Below are 19,366 nucleotides of genomic sequence, written 5' to 3'. Positions count from 1 at the left end.
GAGGTCCATTTCAACGAAAGGGTCTGATCATGATGAGTCACCGTTCGCGTTTCCCTTCGCAATTTCTTCGACACATGGTGCTCGCCACACTGATGGCAAGCATCACGGCGACATCGCATGCCATTGAATTGTCCGGTTCGGCGATCGATTTCTCGCAGGTTTCCTTTGCCGGAACGAGCGCATCGAACACGGGTCAGGTGAGTTTCGATTTCGACGGACTCGCCTTGCCGTCCAGCGGTTACATCAACGTTTTCACCGAAACCGAAGGCTGGGTCGTACAGAACATGCCGGTGTTCAATGCGGCTGGAGCCGGTGGTTTCGGTCGTTCGATCTCCAGCCTGTTCGACTTTTCCGACACCGGATCGCGAACGGAGATCAACGCGTACGTTGATTTCTCTTACAGTGTGGTCACCGGCTTCGACGTCGGTGCCTCTCCCGCGCCGGGGGCGGCGAGCGAAGCTTCAACCGATGCGCCAGGCGGATCGGCAGTCAGGATCGGCGCTTTCCGGTCGTACGGGATTACCCATCGCGACGCGCGGATAGGCGGCGCTCCGGCAGTGCCGGCAGTCGTTGCGCCACCCAAGGCCACGCCCCTGAATTTTCTGGGTACAGGACCGACGCAGATCTATCTGCAGCCGGGACACGGCTACAGCATCGAGCAGGATGTGAATCAGTGTGCGCCCGCCTCCGTTGCGAACAGTCTGGAGTACCTGCACAGACGCTACGGCGTCGAGTTCAATGACGAGCATGTTGCGGGCATCGGCGAGGACGGCGACGCGATCGGCGTAAACGGCGGGTCGCGCGTGGCCACGCTGGATCTGTGGATGGATCGCGAGAAGGGCAAAGCTCCGCCGAAGTGGTCCTCGGTGCTTGACGGCAAGCTGCACTATCTCGCGGGGCAGGACGTCAAGGATCTCAAACTCAAGTACCAGGGCAATCCCGGCGACATTGCCGAGGGCGACTTCACCGCTCACGGCCTGACCATGAAAAGCCACGGCAAGGCGCCCACGGTCGAGTTCATCACCGAGCAGGTAAGGCTGGGTGAAGACGTCGAGCTGGCGTTCAGTTTTGCGGGCGGATCGCATATGGTGACCCTGTTCGGCGCTGGCCAGATCGACGGGAAATCCTGGCTGGGTTTCTACCATGACCAGATTCAGGGCGCCGAGGGGGGCATTACCGCCAAGGATGGCGGCATCGTGTTCTCCTGGCTGGATGTCGACAAGGACGGTGTGGTGCGCCTGTCGAACTATCACAATGCCAAGCTTGAACTGGTCGTTGTCGAATCGATTCCGGAGCCCGAAACCTGGGCGCTGATGGTTGCCGGACTCGGGCTTGTAGGCTGGCTCGGCCGTCGGGCGCAAGGCCGTCCGGATGCAAGGCATTTCCGTTCTTCCTGACCGTCGGCGGACCGGGCGGGCGGTCCGGCTCGCAGCCTGCTCGACATAAAGGAAAGGCGCGGCATCGCCGCGAGCTGCATCGATATCGCTCGCAACGGGCGTATTGGTTGCCACCAGACAAAGGTGCCGGCCGTGCATGGGAATGGCCTCCTCGAACATAACGACATGATTTATTTCAGATGAATTCCCGGGGCGGTCGAACTCGATGGAGCGACGCTGCGATGCCCGGGGCAGGCGGCGTCGGCCCGATTCCTGTCGCGGATTTTTACATTCGTAAAACTCTGTAACAGCTATGTCCTTGTTTCACATGACGTGGACTGAAGCTTGCTAATCGCCGCAGGATCGAACAACGACACACGCACACATCATGAACCGTCCGCTCCTTGCTGCCATACGAACATTTCTTGCCCTGTCCGTCTTCGCCGCCCTGCAGGCACAGGCGGCCGTCATCGGGTTCAGTGTCCAGTCGCTGGGCGGATCGCTGTTCCGTTATGACTACTCAGTCACCCACCAGGCGGGTGACGCACCGATCGCGTTGATCGACATCGAATTCGATCCGTCCCTCTATCTCGAGTCCTCTCTGAACATCGTCAGCGATCCTTCGCTGGACGCTGACTGGGATCAGATCATCATCGGGTCCCAGTCAGGGCTTCCCGCACTGTTCGACCTGTTCGCCCTCGGCGCCCCGCTTGATGGTGGAGCGTCGCTGACCGGCTTCGCCATCGAATTCGAATGGCTGGGCAGTGGCCTGCCAGGTGTGCAGGCTTTTTCGATCTCGGACCCCGATACCTTCGATGTTCTTGCCTCAGGGCGCACGCGGGCAGCGGTCGCCCAGCCGGTGCCCGAACCTTCGACACTGGCGCTGGCCGGGCTCGCGCTGGCGCTGGCGCTGGCGTTCGGCTCTCGTTCCGGCAGCTGATTCGACCCGGAGCGGGACTGCCGCGCCCGCCCTGCGAACCCTTCACGCCCGAGTTCCGATCGATGACAAACAAGGTGACGTCACCCGTCATGGCCATGCTGCGTGCCCTGGTATCCCTGCTGCTCTGCTCGCTCGTACTGGCGATGCCTGCATCCGCGCAAGACGCGGCCGTTTCGGTGACCGCCTTCGAACTGGTGTCGACCAAGCGCATATCGCGGCTCGAGTGGGAATCGGTTTATCGCGCCAGGCTGATCAACACGGGCGGTCCGCTGAGTGCCGTCGGCGGCACAGTCACCTCGGTGGTCAGTTACGTGACGGTGCTGGAGGGTTCCCTGACGGTTGGCGACCTTGCCGCGGGCGAGTCGCGACTGTCCGAGGACACGATCACTCTCCGCACCAACCGTTCGACCGCGATCGATCTGCTGACCGCATTGAGCTGGCGTTTCGTTGGCACACCGCCCGCGGGCGACAGCGAAGCGCCGCGCATTTCCGGTCTGCTTCCGTCCGCCGGCACGATTCTGGCGGCGGACGCGGTGCCTGAGCTGGCTGCTTCGTTCGCCGATTCCGGCAGCGGGGTTGATGTGCGAACGCTGGAAGTCGAACTCGATGGCGTAGCGATCGGTGCCCAGGTCGCGGCTTCGGCGTCGGGCTTCAGTTTCCGGCCGACGCAGCCGCTGAGCGAGGGGCCGCACACACTGGTCGTGCGCGTGGCCGACGCGGCCGGCAACCGCGCGAGCGCGCAGACGGCGTTCGTGACGCGCACGCCGCCTGAAGTGCTCACCCAGGAACCCCCCAGCGGCTTTCTGTCGCCGGGAGCGCAGCCGACCATCAGAGCGAACTATTTCGACCTCGGATCCGGTATCGATACGGAGAAGGTCCGTTTGTTGCTCGATGGCGTCGACGTCAGTGCGTCTGCGCTGATCACGCCGACCGACGTCTCCTATTCCGTCCCGGCGCCGCTCACCGACGCAACGCATGTCGTGCAGCTTGTGCTTGCCGATCGTGCAGGCAACGCGGCGGAATCGAGATGGTCCTTCACCACGCGTATTCCGCCGTCGATTGCGGACATGTCTCCGCGCGACGAGGTGCTGCCGGCCGGGGTGCGGCCGACCCTTCGCGCCCGTCTCGTGACCGGAGGTGCGTCGCTCGATCTGCGCTCCCTGCGCTTCATGTTCAATGGTGCCGATGTCAGTTCGGCGGTCCAGATCAGCGGTTCGGATCTGACATACGTTCCCGCGCAGGCTCTGCCGGAGGGGCCCTACACGATCTACGTCGAGGTGACCGATACGGTTGGCATCGTCGCCAGCGCGGCGTGGGGATTCGAGGTCGACTCCGAGAATCTGCATGTGCTCGAAGTGACGTCGCCAGCCGGCGGGCAGACCGTGACGTCCGTCGAATTGCCGGTGGCGGCGACGGTATTCGCGAACAAAAGTGCGATCCGGAGCCTTACCGTGAATGGCTCGGCAATGAGCATCCAGACGGCGGACGAATCCGGTCGAATCGGCTACACGGGTGCAGTCAAGCTGCTCGACGGCGACAACACCCTGGAATTCATCGCGCGCTTCGATGATGGCACGGTCACGAGCGAAAGACGCGCGGTCACGCTGGACGGTCCGCCGCGTGTCACGGTGCTCAGTCCGACCGACAAATCCATACTGGGTCGGGTGCAGGACAGCAGCCCGACCGACCTGACCGGTACTGTCGAGCGCCCGGTGACTGTCACCGGGCGCGTGAGCAAGCCGGTGGTCGCGGTGACCGTGAACCAGCAGGGCGCGGTGCTCGATGCGGCGGGCACCGGTTTCACCTTCGAGCGCTTCTTCCTGCGCGAAGGCATGAATGTGCTTACGGTCGTCGCCACCGATGCCGCCGGACGCGTGGGTACCTCGACCATCACGGTTTCCGTGGATCAGACGGCGCCGATACTGACCATCGAGACACCGCAGGATCTTCATGTGACCTCGGCGGCGGCCATCGATGTGCGCGGCGTCGTCAATGACGCGGTGGAGGGCATGACCGGGGCGCCGGAGCCGGTGGTGACCGTCAATGGCGTCGAGGCGCAGGTGTCCGATCGCTACTTCCTGGCCGGCACGGTGCCGCTGCAGGTGGGCGAGAACGTGCTCGACGTGGTGGCGACCGACCACCTGGGCAACCGGCGCGTGCGCGCGCTGCGCGTCAGCCGGATCGCGGTCGGTAGCCACCGCCTGTCCGCGCTGTCGGGCAACGGCCAGACCGGCGATGTCGGCGTCGAGCTGCCGCAGCCACTGTCCATCGTCGCGCTCGATCGCGATGGCGCGCCTGTCGCCGATCTGCCGGTCAGCTTCGACGTCATGCGCAATACCGGTTCCATCACCTCGGTGCGCGGTCAGGTGCAGCGGCCGGATGGCGTGAGTCCGGCGCGCAATGTTGTGGTGCGCACCGACAGCGCCGGCCGTGCGCAGGTGTGGCTGGTACCCGGCAAGCAGACCGGACCGGGATCCAACGTCGTGCGCGCCCAGGTGTCCGCGCAGGCGGGCGTGCTGGCCAACCAGTTCGCCGGCGAGGTGTACTTCTCGGCCACGACCCGGCGTGGAGCCGTGTCCAAGGTACTGGCCGACACCGGCACCCACCAGATCGCCGAGACCGGCAGCGTGCCGCTGGAACTGCTGTCCCTGGTCGTGCGGGATGTCAGTGACAACCATCTTCCCGGCGTGCCCATCGTGTTCACGATCGAGGAAGGCGACGCCTTCTTCGTCGATGACAATGGGAACCGGGTGCAGAAACGCGTGCTGGTGACCGATCGTAACGGGCTTACCGCGACGCGGCCGCAGATCGGACTGACGCCGGGCACGGTTCGTGTCAGCGCGCGTGCGCTGAACAATGCCGATGGCGACGTCAATGACCCGGCACAGCTGGCCGGCAATGCCCAGTACGTCATCCAGGTACGCGAAGCGCGTGACGGCACGACCCGCTTCCGTGGATTTGTATACACCGACAAGGGCGAGCCGCTGCCCGGCGTGCGCATATCGGTGGGCCGCACCAGCGTGGTGTCCACCACCGACGAAAGCGGCGCCTTCTTGCTCGACAACCTGCCGCCGGGGCGCGTCGACCTGTTCGTCGATGGCCGCACCAGTTCGCATCTCGGCCAGGTCTGGCCCAGCCTCCATTTCGAGGCCTTCGCGGTGCGCGGCCAGGAGAACGCGCTGCCGCATCCGGTCTATCTGCCGCCCTTGCTGTCGTCGCAGGCGAAGGTCGTCGGCGGCAACGAGGACGTCATCCTGACCATACCGGGCATCGAAGGCTTCCAGATGAAGGTGAAGGCCAACAGCGTCACCTTCCCCGATGGCAGCCGCACCGGCACCCTGGTCGTGAGCCCGGTCACCGCCGACAAGCTGCCGATGGCGCCGCCAGCCGGCGGCGCGGCCTTCGGCCTGCCGGCGTGGACAGTGCAGCCGGCCGGCACACGCTTCGATCCCCCGATCGAGGTGACCCTGCCCAACAATCGCGCCTATCCGCCCGGCGACAATCTGCCGGTCGTGCAGTGGGACCACGATCTCGGACAGTTCGTCCCGATGGGGCGTGCGACGGTGAGCGAGGACGGCGCGCTGCTGGTGACCGACGCGGGCGGTGGCATCAGCAAGGCCGGTTGGGGCGGCCTGTGCGTGTATGACCCGGACAAGTGCGGCAAGAACGGTCCGCCGAAGTGCAAGGACTGCGAGAAGCTTGATGAGTCAGGTGAATGTCCGACCTGCAAACCGGATCCCGACAAGGATGGGCAGCTCATTCTGGTGCCGCCTCCGCTCAATTCGGCTGCTTCGATCGAGTACGCCGGAAAGGGATGGGAGCAGACGCTGAAGCGATTGAAGCTTCCGGTCGAAGCATCCATCAAGTTCAAGGGCGGTTTCAATGCGTTGGTCGAACGACGCTGTTGCAGCAAATCGGCGAATGGTGTGGGCAAGAAGGTCACAGCGTCCGGTTTCGGTGATGTCGAGGTCGAGGGCAAGATCAACTGGGCTCCCCAGGGATTCTTCCTGCGGCTGGCACAGAGCGCGTTGCCGGGTCTGACCGATCTTCTGGATGCCGGCCTTTACTCCAAGCTGAAGGGCGCGTTGTCGATCGGCGGAAAGGCGTCCTACTTCACCTGCGACCAGCCCCCTCTGGACGGGGAGATCGCGGGTGCCGCAACGCTCTCGTTCAGCGCAATCGATGCGGAAATGAAATTTCCCGGGGTAGGCGACATCAAGAGCGTCACCTTCGTCGTCGGTGAAGCTGGCATCAGCGGCGGCTGGAAATGGACCTTGATCGATCTGAGTGAGGCGGCCATCCGGCTCAAGCGGACCGGATCGGCCTATCTCTTCTTCAAATCCGAACTGAAGTGGACCTACAGGGCTGAAGAAGGCGCGCTGCTGGAGCCGTCGCGCAAGCTCACCATCGTCCAGGCCTCCCTGCCTCTGGGCGGTGATGGCATGGATACCCTGCCGTTCGAATGACCCGGCACAGCCCATTCATGTCATCCGATCTGCATGCACAAGCCTCTCGTCTTCTCGATCAGCTCGGCAGAGGTCTGCGCTGGCCCATGCTTCTGCTGGGACTTCTGCTGGTCATTTCGACGGCATGGTCCGGCTGGCATGAATTCATCCGCCACGCAACGTCGGACAGAATGCGCGCGGTGTCGGGGCAGATCGAGCATTTTTCCGCGCGGATCGTCAGACGCGCCGAAACGGGCCTGCCCTCGGGCCCGGGAATCATGGTCGAGCAGCTTGAACTTGAGTTTTCGGCCCGCTACGAATTTGCCGGTCGGGGCTATCAGACCTCACGTTACTCGCTCGCTCATGGCAACCGTTTCACGCCGGGCAGCCCGGAAGCGCTGGCAATGAGCGAGGTCATTGCGGCCTGGACAACCGGCGGCCGGATATCACTCTGGGTGGACCCTGAACAGCCGGCGCTGGCCGTGATCGACAAGCGCGTCTCGCCGGAAGACTCGCTTCCTGTCGCACTGCTGACCGCTCTGGGTGGCCTGCTCTCGCTGGGGCTGGCATGGAGAGGCTTCCGCACGCGATCACCCTGCACATCGAAATGATCATCTGACATGAAAATATCATTTGCCGCCCTCATTCCCATCGTCCTGTACAGCGCCATCGCCGTCAGTGCAGAAGGTCCGTCGCTGGATGCCGGGGAATACAGGACGCTCATCGTTGAACACGTTCGCGTCTACGCCGTGCAGAAGTACTCGCCTCCCTTCGGTCTGGCACGCGTCACGCGTGATGCGGCGCGATATGACAAACCGGAAGACACGCTGGCGGCGTATTTCTCGTCCATGCAAAGCGGGGACTTCGACTGGAACAACGACACCTGGACTGCCGCATCGGTCGCACTGATGAAGTCGCGGGATCAGCAGGCACGAAAAAGCCCGGATGAATGGAAGCGTGAGTGGGCCGCTTTCTATCCGGAGCGGCGAATCAAGCTGATCAGCCGGATTGCGTATGGCGACTACGTTCTTGTCGAGTATCGCACCGAGCCGGCGAACGGAAGTGGCCCGGCGACGGCGGACACACTGGCGCTGGTGCGAACGGGTACGGGTTGGCGCGTTACACAGGAACTTGCCGAGGATCCGATCCTGACCAACTGGCGTGCCGGCGGGCGTGTCCAGATCGTGGACAAGCCGGGAACGGGCCGTTGAGTGCGGTGCAGCACTCGATGCGGGCGAAGGATGGCCGTGATGGCGTTCATTCCATCGACCCCGATGTCATGGGGCGGTCCGTGTCGGACCGGGAGGGTGTCGTATTCATCCAGCCAAGGCTGGAAGCGGGCGCACTGCGCCTGGATGGAGATTGCATCGAACGGGGAGCGCGTTCCGCTCTCCCCTTGATGATGTTGGCGGCTTCGGTGGTGCTCGGAGCCGGAGCGCGTTTCAGTGATCGGAATATGCAGCGATGAAGACAAGCACATGGATGCGCCCGGGCGGCCTGCCCGCCTGCAACCGGTCCGTTTGCGCGGGCGGCGGAACCGCGGTGTTCGGCATGCAGACCGTGGCCGCCCTGTACCCGTTCAGGCAGACCGATGCCGATCTGCCGGTCGCGCCGGATGCCATGGTGGGTGAAGCACGATGACGACTGCGCCGATTCCGATGCCCGCTCGCGTGCACCTTGCGTCCCGCTTCATCGGGACCGGACTGCTGGCGGGTCTCGCAAGACGACTGGGCGTGCTTGCACTGGCCGTGGTCCTGCTCGCGGCGAGCCTGATCGAAGCAGCGGTGGCGGCGCCCTCGGCCGAGGCTTCCTGCACCGTATCGGCGCTCAATCGCAATGCGCCGTTGCAGTCCGATTACTCGTTCACGCTGTACAACCTGCCTGGCGCCGCCGCGGCCATCGGGCCGAACGCGCCGCAGATTCCCGCGCCGCCCTTCCGTGTGCGCGTCACCTGCTCGGATGGCACGGTGGGCGAAACCGAGCTGGCGTATCCGGCATTCGGCTCGACTGCGGTCTATACCGGTGAGATCGTGTGGCGTCCGGCTACACCGGTGCCGGTGGCATTGGGCATCACTGCGGGCCAGCCACGGCTCAATGGCGGTGAATCCACCCAGTTGTCCGCGCTGGGCGTGTTGCGCGATGGTCGCCAGGTCGACCTGACCGGCAAGACACGCGGCACGTTGTTCACGTCCAGCAATCCGCTGATCGCCACCGTCGACGACGGCGGGCGCGTGCTGGTGACCGCGCAGTTCGCTACCGGTTCGGCGGCGCGTGTCGTGATGGCCGGCCAGAACGATGGCGTGCAGGGCAGCACCCTGCTGCAGCTCGGTCCGCGCGGGCGTCTGGCCGGCCGCGTGCTTCAGGCCAATGGCCTGTCTCCGGTGTCCGGCGCCGAAGTGTCGGTCACCCGCAATCAGCCGCGCGAAACGCTGGCCACGGTGCGCACCGACAGCAATGGCGATTACCTGATTCCCGATGTAAGCGCCGGCAGCTTCACCGTGTCGGTGGTGGACCCGCAGACCGGTGATCACGGTCAGGCCTATGGCACGCTGCAGAGCCAGGGCGAGGACGCGCGCATCGACGTGCGCATGAATGGTCAGGGCACGGTCACCGTTACCGTGCTCGATGGCAGCGGCAGCGCGGTGGGCAATGCACCGGTCACGCTGACCAGTCTGGGCGCCACGCGCGACATCCGCACCGTGCGCAGCAACGCGTCCGGCGTGGTCGTGTTCGAGCGCGTGCCGACCGGCTTCCTGAGCGCGTCCACTGCAGATCCGTCCTCCGGCCTGATCGGCACCGCCAATGGTCAGGTCGCGGCCGGCGGTGCCTTGCCGCTCACGCTGCGTCTGCAGCCGGTGGCCAGCATTGCGGGTGTGGTGCTCGCATCCGACGCAACAACGCCGCAGGCAGGTGTACAGGTGCGCCTGGTGTCGGCTGCCCGCGGCATCGTGACCCAGACGGTGACGGCGGAGGGCGGCGCGTTCCGCTTCGATTCTCTGCCGCTGTCCGATGGCCCGTACTCTCTGGATGCCATGCTGGACGGCCGCCTGCGCGGCCGTCTGACCGGCATCGTGCTGAACCAGGGCGGTCAGGTGGTCAGTGCCGATCTCGTGTTCGGTCCGACGGGCATGGTCAGGGGCAGCATCACGCGCACGGGAGGCCAGGCCGTGGCCGATGCCCAGGTGACGGTACAGTCCCTGGTCGGCAGCCGCCTGAGCTATGTCGCGCGCAGCGATGCGAACGGCAACTATGCGATCGACGGTGTGCCGGTCGGCGCCTTCTCGATCACCGCTGTGGGCAGCCAGGGCGAGACCGCCAATGCCGGCGGCAATGTGCCTTCCGATGGCGCCGTCGTCACGATCAATATGCAGCTTGCCTCCAGCGGCATCGTCGGCACCGTGTTCGGTCGCGACGGTCGTACGCCGGTCGGTGCAGGCATCACCGTCACGCTGAATCCGGGCGCCCGGACCACCAGCACCGATGCCCAGGGCCAGTTCGGCCTGCCCATCGCAGCCGCCGGCAGCTACACCATCGAGGCCAGCGACGCGAGTGGCAACCGGGGTCGTACCAGCATCGTGCTGACGACCGTGGTGGCAGGCTCGCCTGTCACCACCAATGTGGTGTTCCTCGGTCAGGGCAGCATCGAGGGTGTGGTGCGCGATCCCTCCGGCGTACCGCAGCCCGGCGTTCCGGTGCAGATCACCGGCTCGGGTCTGTTCGGCGGCGGCACCACGGTGCAGACCGACGCGAACGGACGCTATGTCGCCAGCCCGCAGTTCGTCGGCGACTACACGGTCTATGCCCGGAATCCGTCGACCGAACTCGCCGGTTTCGCGACCGCGCGCATATCCGGCGACGCCGAGAACGTGAATGCCAACGTCACGCTGGCGGCCACCGGACGCATCAACGGCAATGTGGTACGCGCCGACAACGTGACGCCGGTGGCCGGTGCCCTGGTCGAATTGCAGATCAACGGGCGCACCGCGATTTCGGTCAGTGCGGATGGCAACGGCGCTTTCGACATTCCGGCGGTGCCGCTCGGCGATTTCACGCTGGTGGCCACCCAGGCCAGCGACGGTGACAAGGGTCAGGCGGTATCGCGCGTATCGGCGCTGAACGAAGTGCGTACCGTGCGCATCCGCATGGTCGGCCTGGGCACGGTGAATGTGCGTGCGCAGGATGCGGACGGCGCCGCCGTGGCCGGTGCTTCGGTCACGCTGAACAGCAGCAGCGCATTCGGCGGCAGCCAGACCGCGGTCAGCGATGGCGAAGGCCGGGTCAGCTTCAGCCGTGTGTTCAATGGCGACTTCGAGGTCCTCGCCTCGCGCGGCAGTGGCATCGAGCGTCTCAGCGGCAGCGCGCAGGGCACGCTGAGCAGCGGACGGGATGCCGAAGTGGTGGTGCAGATGAGCCGCAAGGAGGTCGGATCGGTCAGCGGCACGGTGACCAAGGGTCTGGCCGCCGACCCGCAATCCGGTGTCGAAGTCCGCCTGACGCGCGTCAGCGGCTCCAGCGAGAACCGCGCCTATACCACGGGCATTGATGGCCGCTATGTCTTCGAGCAGCTCGAGACCGGCGTCGACTACCGTGTCACCGCGCGCGTCAATGGCCGGGTGCGGGCGCGTGCCGATCTGCGCATCGCCGAGGACGGCGAACTCGTGGTGCGCGACCTGGCGCTGCTGGGTGTCGGCACCGTCAGCGGCCGCACCCTGAATGCGCAGGGCTCGGCGGCGCTCGGCAACATCCGGGTGACCCTGTCCAATCCGGACCCGACCTATGGCGGAAGCTGGGACGCCTATTCGCAGGCCGACGGCAGTTACCGCTTCACCGACGTGCCGGCCGGTACCTTCACGCTGCGTGCGCGCAGTGGCGACGGTCGCCTGCAGGCGCAGGACAGCGGCTCGGTGCGCTTCGACCAGGATGCCGTGACGATCGATCTGAATCTGGTCGACAGCGCCGTCAATCTGCCGATCAGTCGTTATGACGCGAACGGCTTCCTGTTCGACCTTCAGGGCGATGGCAGCATCGCCCGCGGCGACAACTCGGTGTTCAACGGCGACGGTGGCTCCGCCCGTCGCGCCGCGCTGCTCGACATCGTGGTCGGCGGTGTCGGCGTGCCCTTCCTGAATGGCGACGGCTCGGTCGGCCGGCTGACCCAGGACGGCCAGTTGCTGGAAGTCGATGAACTGCACACCGCTTCCGGTCTGAACGTGAGCCGTCGCGTCTATGTGCCGAAGCAGGGCTACTTCGCCCGCTATCTCGAAGTGCTGGAGAACCGCACGGCGGCGCCGGTCACCGTGTCGCTGCGGGTGAGCACCCATATCGCGCAGGGCAGTGGCGGCGCGCGCGTGGTCGACAGTTCGAGCAACGACCCGGTATTCACGGTCGGTTCCGGTGCCGGGGCTGACCGCTGGGTGGTGGCCGACGACAATCTCGATACCGACCCCTTCCTCGATACCGGCAATCCGTCCGTCGCCTGGGTGTTCGATGGAGAAGGCGGCGAACTTGCCGCAGGCGCTGGCGGAACGACGGCGCTCGGCACCGTTGCCCGCCTGTCCGTCGAGTGGCAGACCGTCACCTTGCAGCCGGGCGCCAGCGCCGCCTTCATGCACTTCACCGTGCAGCAGACCGGACGCATCCCGGCGCGCGAATCGGCGCAGCGCCTTGCGCAACTGCCGCCGGAAGCGCTCGACGGTCTGGGCGCGGAAGAGCGCGCCATCATCCGCAACTTCCGCTTGCCTGCCGACGGACTGTCCACGCTGGACACCCTGCCGGCGGTCGAGGGCAGCACCCTGCGCGGCGTCGTGTATGCCGGTGACAGCAGTACGCCGGTATCCGGCGCAACCTTGACCTTCCGCAGCGAGTCGGCGTTCTACACGCGCACCTACACCACCACGTCGGCCAGCGACGGCAGCTATGCGCTGAGCTCGGCGAATTTCGGCAGCTCTTCGGTGCGTGCTATCGCGCAGGACAGGTTCCGCCTGAGCGCCAGCCATCCGTCGACCCGGGAAGTGAGTCCGACCGTGGCGACCGCCTTCGCGCCGGCCGAACCGGTGCGCGTTGCCGACGTCGCCTTCGTCAATACCGGACTGCTCAAGGGTACGGTACGTCGTGCCGGCGGCGAACTTGTCAGCAACGGCTCGGTGAGCATTCCCTACCGCTATCCTTCGGGTTCGAGCACGACCTTGTCGGCCAGCATACGAAGCGACGGCAGCTATCTGTTCACCGGCCTGATTCCAGGCTCCTATCTGGCGCAGGCCACGCTGAGTCACCCGCAGGGTCAGCCGGTGACCGGCAGCGCCACCGGCCCGGCCGCGATACCGGCGGCGGAGGTGACGATCGCCGACATCGCGATGGAGCCTACCGGCGAGGTGACCGGCACGGTGCGCGCCGCCAACGGCGACCCTGCGGTCGGGGTGACGGTACAGCTCGACCCCGATTACATATGCTGCTACCTGCCCTATCGCTCGACCACGACCGATACCGGCGGCGTCTATCGCTTCACGGACGTGCGTCTGGGCAGCCACGCGCTGCGCGCGACCAGCAGTTCCGGCCTGACGGCATCGGCTTCGGTCAGCGTGGTGGCCGATACCCAGGCGGTCAGCGATCTCACGCTGACCGGCATAGGCACGCTGAACGCTCAGGTGAATTTCGCGCGCGGTGTCGCGGCACCCGATGCCCTCGTCTATGTGCGTCGCGGCAGTTCCACCCTGACCAGCGGGCGCACCAATGGCAGCGGTCAGGTGCAGTTCGCGCTACCGGCGGGCGAAGCGCTGAACGTCGAAGCGCGTCATCCGGACAACACGGCGCTGATTCAGACCACCGTGGTGACCCTGCCGGGCGATGGTGCCAGCGAAACGGTTACCGTCGTCCTGCCGGCGGCCGGGTCGGTCAGCGGCACCGTGCTGCGACCGGATGGCAGCACGCGGGCGGCCGGTGTGCGTGTCGTGCTGCGTCGCACGGACGGCGTCGCGTCGTCGCGGTCGGCGACCACCAACAGTCTTGGCGACTTCCGCTTCGACGGCGTGCCGCTGGCCAGCTATTCGGTGTCGGCCGAGGACGCGGCGAGCGCCCGCTATGCCGATGCCGACCTCCTGCTCGACAGCGATGGCCAGGACAGGAATCTTTCGCTGGTGCTGGCGGACAACCGCATCCCGCTTCCCTCGACCCTGTGGGACGCCAACAACTTCAAGTACGACATCGAGGATGGCGGCCAGATCGGCGACGGCTGGCGCGGCTCCTACAGCATGTTCTCCGGCAGCAATGCGAGCGTGCCGGGCGGCGCAGTGCTGTTCGTCAATGGCGAGCGTTTTGTCGGCGACGGTTCGGCCTTCCTCGAAGCCGGCAAGCGCCAGTACGCCATCACCCAGGTCGCACCGCTGTCCGGGCTGAATGTCAGCCGCAAGGTGTTCGTACCGCGCGGCGGCTACTTCGCCCGCTATCTGGACAGTTTCGAGAACCCCGGTGCCGAAGCGCTGACGGTCGACGTCAGCCTGCGCAGCGGCTTCATTGACAGCAATATGCGCGTGGTCGACAGTTCCGGCGGCGACTCGGTCATCGACGCCGGCACCGACATCTGGGCCACGGTCGATGACGGCAGCGATGCGGACCCCTTCATTTCCACCTCGGAGCCCGCCACCGCCTTCGTCTTCGGCGATCGCAGCCGCGGCACGCCGGATCGCTTCAGCCACATCTCTTCCGGGCCGAACCGGCTGGAGGCCGGCTGGAGCCGCATCACGGTGCCGGCGGGCGGTCGGGTCACGCTCATGCACTTCGCGGTGCCGCAGATCGGCCGGGCCGGCGCGCGTGCCGCTGCCGAGCGTCTGAGCGCGCTGCCGCCGGAAGCGCTGCAGTCCTTCACCGATGCAGAGCGCGCGTCCATCGCCAACTTCACGCTGCCGGCCGATGGCGTGAGCACGCTGGATCCTCTGCCTTCGCTGCTTGGCACGGTCAGCGGGCGGGTGCTCGAAGGCGATCGCCGCAATGCGGTGGCCCAGGGCACGGTGCAACTGCGCAGCCGTCACCCCTTGTTCGGTCGAAGCTGGCTTCCGGTGATCTATAACAGTTCGGACTGCGAATTCGATGTCGCAGGCGTGTCCACGCTGCGCGCCGATGCTGCAGGCGCCTGGTCGCTGCCCGGTCGCATCCAGGACTTCGGATCGCTGCCCTTGCCGGTCGGGGTCGAGATCGAGGTGCGTCCGGTCGAGAGGTCCTGCTCCTGGGGCTACGGCACCGGCCATCCGCTGACCGGCATCGGTGCATCGCCGGTCAGCGCGTTGCCGGACGCGCAGACCGGCAGCACGACGCTGGATATCGTGTTCCCGAGCGGTCTGCTGACCGGTACTGTCGTCGGTCCGTCCGACTACAGCGTCAGCGGCGGCACGGTGCGTACGACGGTGCCCACCGGTCGCGGATCGGTGTCGGTCTCGATCGCTGGCGACGGCAGCTATCTGCTGCCCGGCATGCCGGCAGGCACGTTCGCACTCAACGTCAACGTGCCGCACAACCAGGGCACGGCCCTGATCGGCAGCCGCAGCGGCGTGCAGGTGACCGAAGGCGAGGTGACGGTGACCGACATCGAGGTGGAAGCGGCCGGTTCGCTCACCGGTGCGGTCGTCACCGCCAACGGAGAGGCGAGCGTGAGCACGTCGGTCCGCGTCGCCTCGATCGACGTATCGCGCTCGATCTCGCGCTCGACCACCACCGATTCGCTCGGCCGATACAACCTCAGCGCGCTGCCGGTCGGTCGTTACCGACTGTCGGTGACCGACAGTCGTACCGGCGGGGTGACGGAAGTCGAAGTGTCGGTCGTTGCCAATCAGGTGACCACGCAGAACGTCACCCTGAACGGCGTCGGCGCGCTCGTGTTGCAGGCGAACTATGCGCGCGGTGTCGCGGCGGCCAGCAGCAATGTCTATCTGACCGCACCGGGCAGCAATATCAGCAACCGCTATGTCGGGCGCACCGACGGTCTGGGACGTCTCACCGTGCCGGCGCCGGTCGGCAGCTATTCGCTGAGCGTGCGGCATCCGTCGGATTCCTCCACCGTCCGTGTCGTCGAGGGCAGCGTCGCAGCGAACAACGAAACGCAGAACCTGGCGGCCACGCTGCCGGCCCTGGCGGCGCTGCGCGTCACGGTGGTCGATGCCGACGCCGGCAACGCGCCGCTGCAGGGCGTGACGGTGCGCGTCACGATGACCGGTTGCAACGACTGCTACTACGGCGTGACCAACGGCGCAGGCCAACTGCTCATCGCCACGCTGCGCGACGGTGCCTACACTGTCAGCGTGCGGAACGCCCAGGGACGGACGGCCGAACTGCGCGGTGTGCTGTCGGCGGTCGAGGACGGCCAGACGCTGGAACGCACGATAGCGACCTCGTCCGCCCAGGACCGCCTCGGCTTGATCGGCTTTGCCGGCGAGCGGCAGCTCTTCTCGGTGCCGGCGCGCCCGGGCGATGTGATTTCGGTCAATATCAACGGTCAGCCGGTCGGGACGAATCCGGCCGCCTACATCGTCAGCGCCCAGACCTACGCGCCGGACAAGTCCCTGCTTGCACAGGGCTATGGCTACGACGAGCGCAACGGCTATGCGCAGTACAACGAGTTCAACAATCTGCTGGCGGTGCCGGCGCAGGCCGAAGGCAACTATCCGGTCGTGGTGGCGAACTGGCGTTCGAATGCCAGCTATCTCGGCGGCTACCGGCTGCAGGTGAGGGTCAATGGCGAGCCGGTGACGGTGGGCGCCTATGTCGGCGGCGGTGTCGTGCGCGGTACCGTCGTGCGCTCCGACGGCGTGACGCCGGCGGTCGGCCAGCCGGTCGAACTGCAGACTTCCGACGGTCTGGCCATGCGTGTGCGCACCCTGACCGACAGCATCGGCCAGTTCAGCTTCCCGGCCGTGCCGCTGGCGGACTACGAGGTGAAGGTACTCAGCGCCGACGCGACCAAGGTGCTGCTGAGCGAGCGTGGCACGCTGGCGGAAGCGGGCGGCATACTCAGTCACGCACTGCGCCTGCAGGCCCAGGCCCGACTCGACGTGCAGGTGGCCATTGCCGAGTCGCTGCCGGTGCCCGCATCGCTCTATCTCACGGTCAGCGATGCCCTGGGCTCGCGTTCGGAAGGTCCGGTCGTATTCCAGGGCGGCGCATCGCCAAGTCAGGTGTTCTCGCTCACGACCTACGGCGACAACGTGTCGGTGCGCGCGCAGCACCCGAACAGCAGCCTGATCGCCGCAACGCGGCAGGTGCAGCCGCTGGATGGCGAAACGCTGCCCGTGTCACTGTTGTTGCAGGGCGCCCAGGTGTCCGGTCGTGTCTTCAGTGCCAACGGCCTGCCGTACGAGGCGTCGCACTGGGTGGAAGTGCTCCGGGCGTCCGACCGCACGTACCTGACCGGCTTCTCGACCGGATTCGACGGTCGTTACAGCGGCGTCGTGCTGCCGTCGGGCGAAGCTCTGGTGTTCTCGGTCCGGGATCCCTACAACTCGGTCGCGTCGCAACGCACGCTCACGCTGTCGGCCGACGAGGCGAACACCGTGGATCTGACGCTGCCCGGACGCGGCGCGGTGAGCGGTGTGCTGCGATCGTCTTCCGGTGCGCCGCTGCCCGACAACTGGATCACGGCCTACTACATCTATGACGATCTGTACGGCTGGGAAACGGGCATCAACGCGGTCACCGATTCGTCCGGCAACTTCTATCTCGACAATCTGCCGGTCGGACGCCTGATCAGACTGCGTGTCGACTACTGGCTGCGCGGTACGCTGTTCAGCACGACACAGACTGTCCAGCTCACGGCGGACATGCAGGTGCTGGTACAGGACCTGGTGCTGGAACTGCCCTCAGCCAGTGCGACAGTGAATGTGCGGGCCGCCGACGGCTTGCCGATCGACAACACCTGCACGTTCTCGCTCAACGGCGGCGGCTTCGGCGGCGGCGAACTGGAACTGGCCGCGACGCAGGCGATCACGCTGCCCGTGTCGCAGGACTACGCGGACGCCGAGTGCGAGACAGGGGTCGTATTCACCGGCCTGCCGGATGGCGCGTACTCGGTCAGCACGCAGTACGGTATCGTTTCGTTCGAGATCGCCGACCAGAACTCGGTGTCCGCCACCCTGCTGGCTTCGGTATTCAAGGGGGTGACGCGCTATGCCGACGGCGTGCCGGCACCGGAGGTGTTCATCGAATCGCTGGAAGGCGGTTTCGAAGGGCCCTACCTCAACATCAGCACGCAGTCCGACGAGAACGGCAACTATCGCCTGATCGGTGTGCCCGCAGGCGACTGGCGCATCGGTTTCGAAGATGCTTACGGTCTGCGCGGCGAGGCGAGCGGCGTCTTCCCGGACGCGACGGTGGTGCAGACGCAGGATCTGGTCCTGCCGGCCAGCGGTACGGTGCGGGGCCAGGTGCGCGATCGCAACGGCATGCCGGTCGTCGGCGCAGAGGTCTATGTACGCTCGACCGGTCTGCCCTTCGATCGCTACGAAACAGCCGACAGCGACGGCCGCTTCACGGCGGTGCGCATAGCAACCGGCGAGCTCACCCTGTTCGCCCGCAACCCGGTCACCGGTCTGGTGGCGACGGCGGTGGCGCGACTGAGCGCCGAGGGCGAGGTGATCGACGTCGTGCTGGACGAGCCGGAGGTGTTCTCGCTGAGTGGCCAGGTGCTGCTGGAATCGGGCGAACCACTGCCCGACGTGTCGGTGAGCGCCATCGGACCGGCGGTCGGCCCCTTCGGCGAGTTCCAGGCTTCCGCACTGGCCGACAGCGAAGGGCGCTTCCTGTTCGGTTCGCTGCCGCTGGGCACCATACGCCTGCAGACGAGCGGCGGCGGCTACACCGGTCAGGCCACGCTGGAGCGGCTGACGACCGGCGCGGCGGTACTCGATCTGGTCGTCAGCCAGATGGTCAATCTGGGCTTCACCTTCGATTCGCCGGACACCTCGCGCTACGATTTCGGTTGCACCGGCGTGCTCGTAGATGGTGGCTACGGCGGACGGGGCGATGCCTATGACACGGCTTATGGCTTGAGCGTGGCCGGCAGCAGCTTCCCCTGCGTATCGGTGGCGAGCCTGCGCACCGGCGGACGCGAACTCGTCGTCGGCGCGGCGCGGGTCGGGCAGTTCGACGTGGTACGGCGTCTCTACGTGCCGGCTGCCGGGGGCTATGCCCGCTACATCGAACTGCTGACCAACCGCGGAGCAAGCGACGCCACGATCAACGTGACACTGTCCACCAACCTCGGTTCGGACGGAGCGACGTTTGTCGTCGTCAATCCGGCCGACACGGCGCAGCGTTACGCGGTGACCACCGACGGCACACCGGGCAGCGATCCGGCGCTCGCCCACGTGTTCGCCGGTACGACAGCAACGCTGCTGCCGACTTCGGTCATCAGTGGCGACAATCTGTCCACCACCTGGACGCTCAGCATACCGGCCGGTTCGACCGCGGGCCTGATGCATTTCGCGGTGCAGCGCACGGCGGGTGATGCCGAAGCCGCTCGCGCCCAGGCGATCTCGCTGAGCGGTGGCACCGATCCCGACATGTTCCGCGGCATCGGCAGCGAACGCAGCGTCATACGCAACTTCATCGTTCCGTGAAGAAGG

At 66.1% G+C, this 19,366-nt stretch carries 7 protein-coding genes; all 7 read left to right on the top strand.

Annotation, left to right across the window (positions count from 1 at the left end):
* Positions 1-29: 29 nt before the first annotated feature.
* The 7 genes from NMQ14_RS10015 to NMQ14_RS09985 all read left to right on the top strand — a co-directional run bounded on the left by NMQ14_RS10015 (position 30) and on the right by NMQ14_RS09985 (position 19,360).
* Positions 30-1,397 carry a PEP-CTERM sorting domain-containing protein gene (locus NMQ14_RS10015; protein ID WP_257095698.1) on the top strand — a complete coding sequence of 456 codons (1,368 nt, stop codon included), beginning with the start codon at positions 30-32 and terminating at the stop codon, positions 1,395-1,397.
* Between the two features lie 367 nt (positions 1,398-1,764).
* Entirely contained in the window at positions 1,765-2,316 is a 552-nt protein-coding gene (locus tag NMQ14_RS10010; protein ID WP_257095696.1) for a PEP-CTERM sorting domain-containing protein, read from the top strand.
* A 62-nt stretch (positions 2,317-2,378) separates the two neighbouring features.
* Positions 2,379-6,782: an Ig-like domain-containing protein gene (locus tag NMQ14_RS10005; RefSeq protein ID WP_257095694.1), complete on the top strand. Its 4,404-nt coding sequence runs from the start codon at positions 2,379-2,381 to the stop codon at positions 6,780-6,782.
* 17 nt (positions 6,783-6,799) lie between these two features.
* Positions 6,800-7,372 carry a DUF3592 domain-containing protein gene (locus NMQ14_RS10000; protein WP_257095693.1) on the top strand — a complete coding sequence of 191 codons (573 nt, stop codon included), beginning with the start codon at positions 6,800-6,802 and terminating at the stop codon, positions 7,370-7,372.
* A 9-nt stretch (positions 7,373-7,381) separates the two neighbouring features.
* Positions 7,382-7,972 carry a hypothetical protein gene (locus NMQ14_RS09995; protein ID WP_257095691.1) on the top strand — a complete coding sequence of 197 codons (591 nt, stop codon included), beginning with the start codon at positions 7,382-7,384 and terminating at the stop codon, positions 7,970-7,972.
* 253 nt (positions 7,973-8,225) lie between these two features.
* Positions 8,226-8,402, top strand: coding sequence for a hypothetical protein (locus NMQ14_RS09990; RefSeq protein WP_257095689.1), 177 nt, complete (start codon positions 8,226-8,228; stop codon positions 8,400-8,402).
* Positions 8,399-19,360, top strand: a complete 10,962-nt coding sequence (locus NMQ14_RS09985; protein WP_257095687.1) for a carboxypeptidase-like regulatory domain-containing protein — start codon at positions 8,399-8,401, stop codon at positions 19,358-19,360. The genes NMQ14_RS09990 and NMQ14_RS09985 overlap by 4 nt, the downstream gene beginning before the upstream one ends.
* Positions 19,361-19,366: the final 6 nt, after the last annotated feature.

The organism is Methyloversatilis sp. XJ19-13 (assembly GCF_024580155.1).
Taxonomy (GTDB): Bacteria; Pseudomonadota; Gammaproteobacteria; order Burkholderiales; family Rhodocyclaceae; genus Methyloversatilis.
Note: the sequence above shows the minus strand (reverse complement) of the source record. Positions and strands in the feature narration are given on the sequence as shown.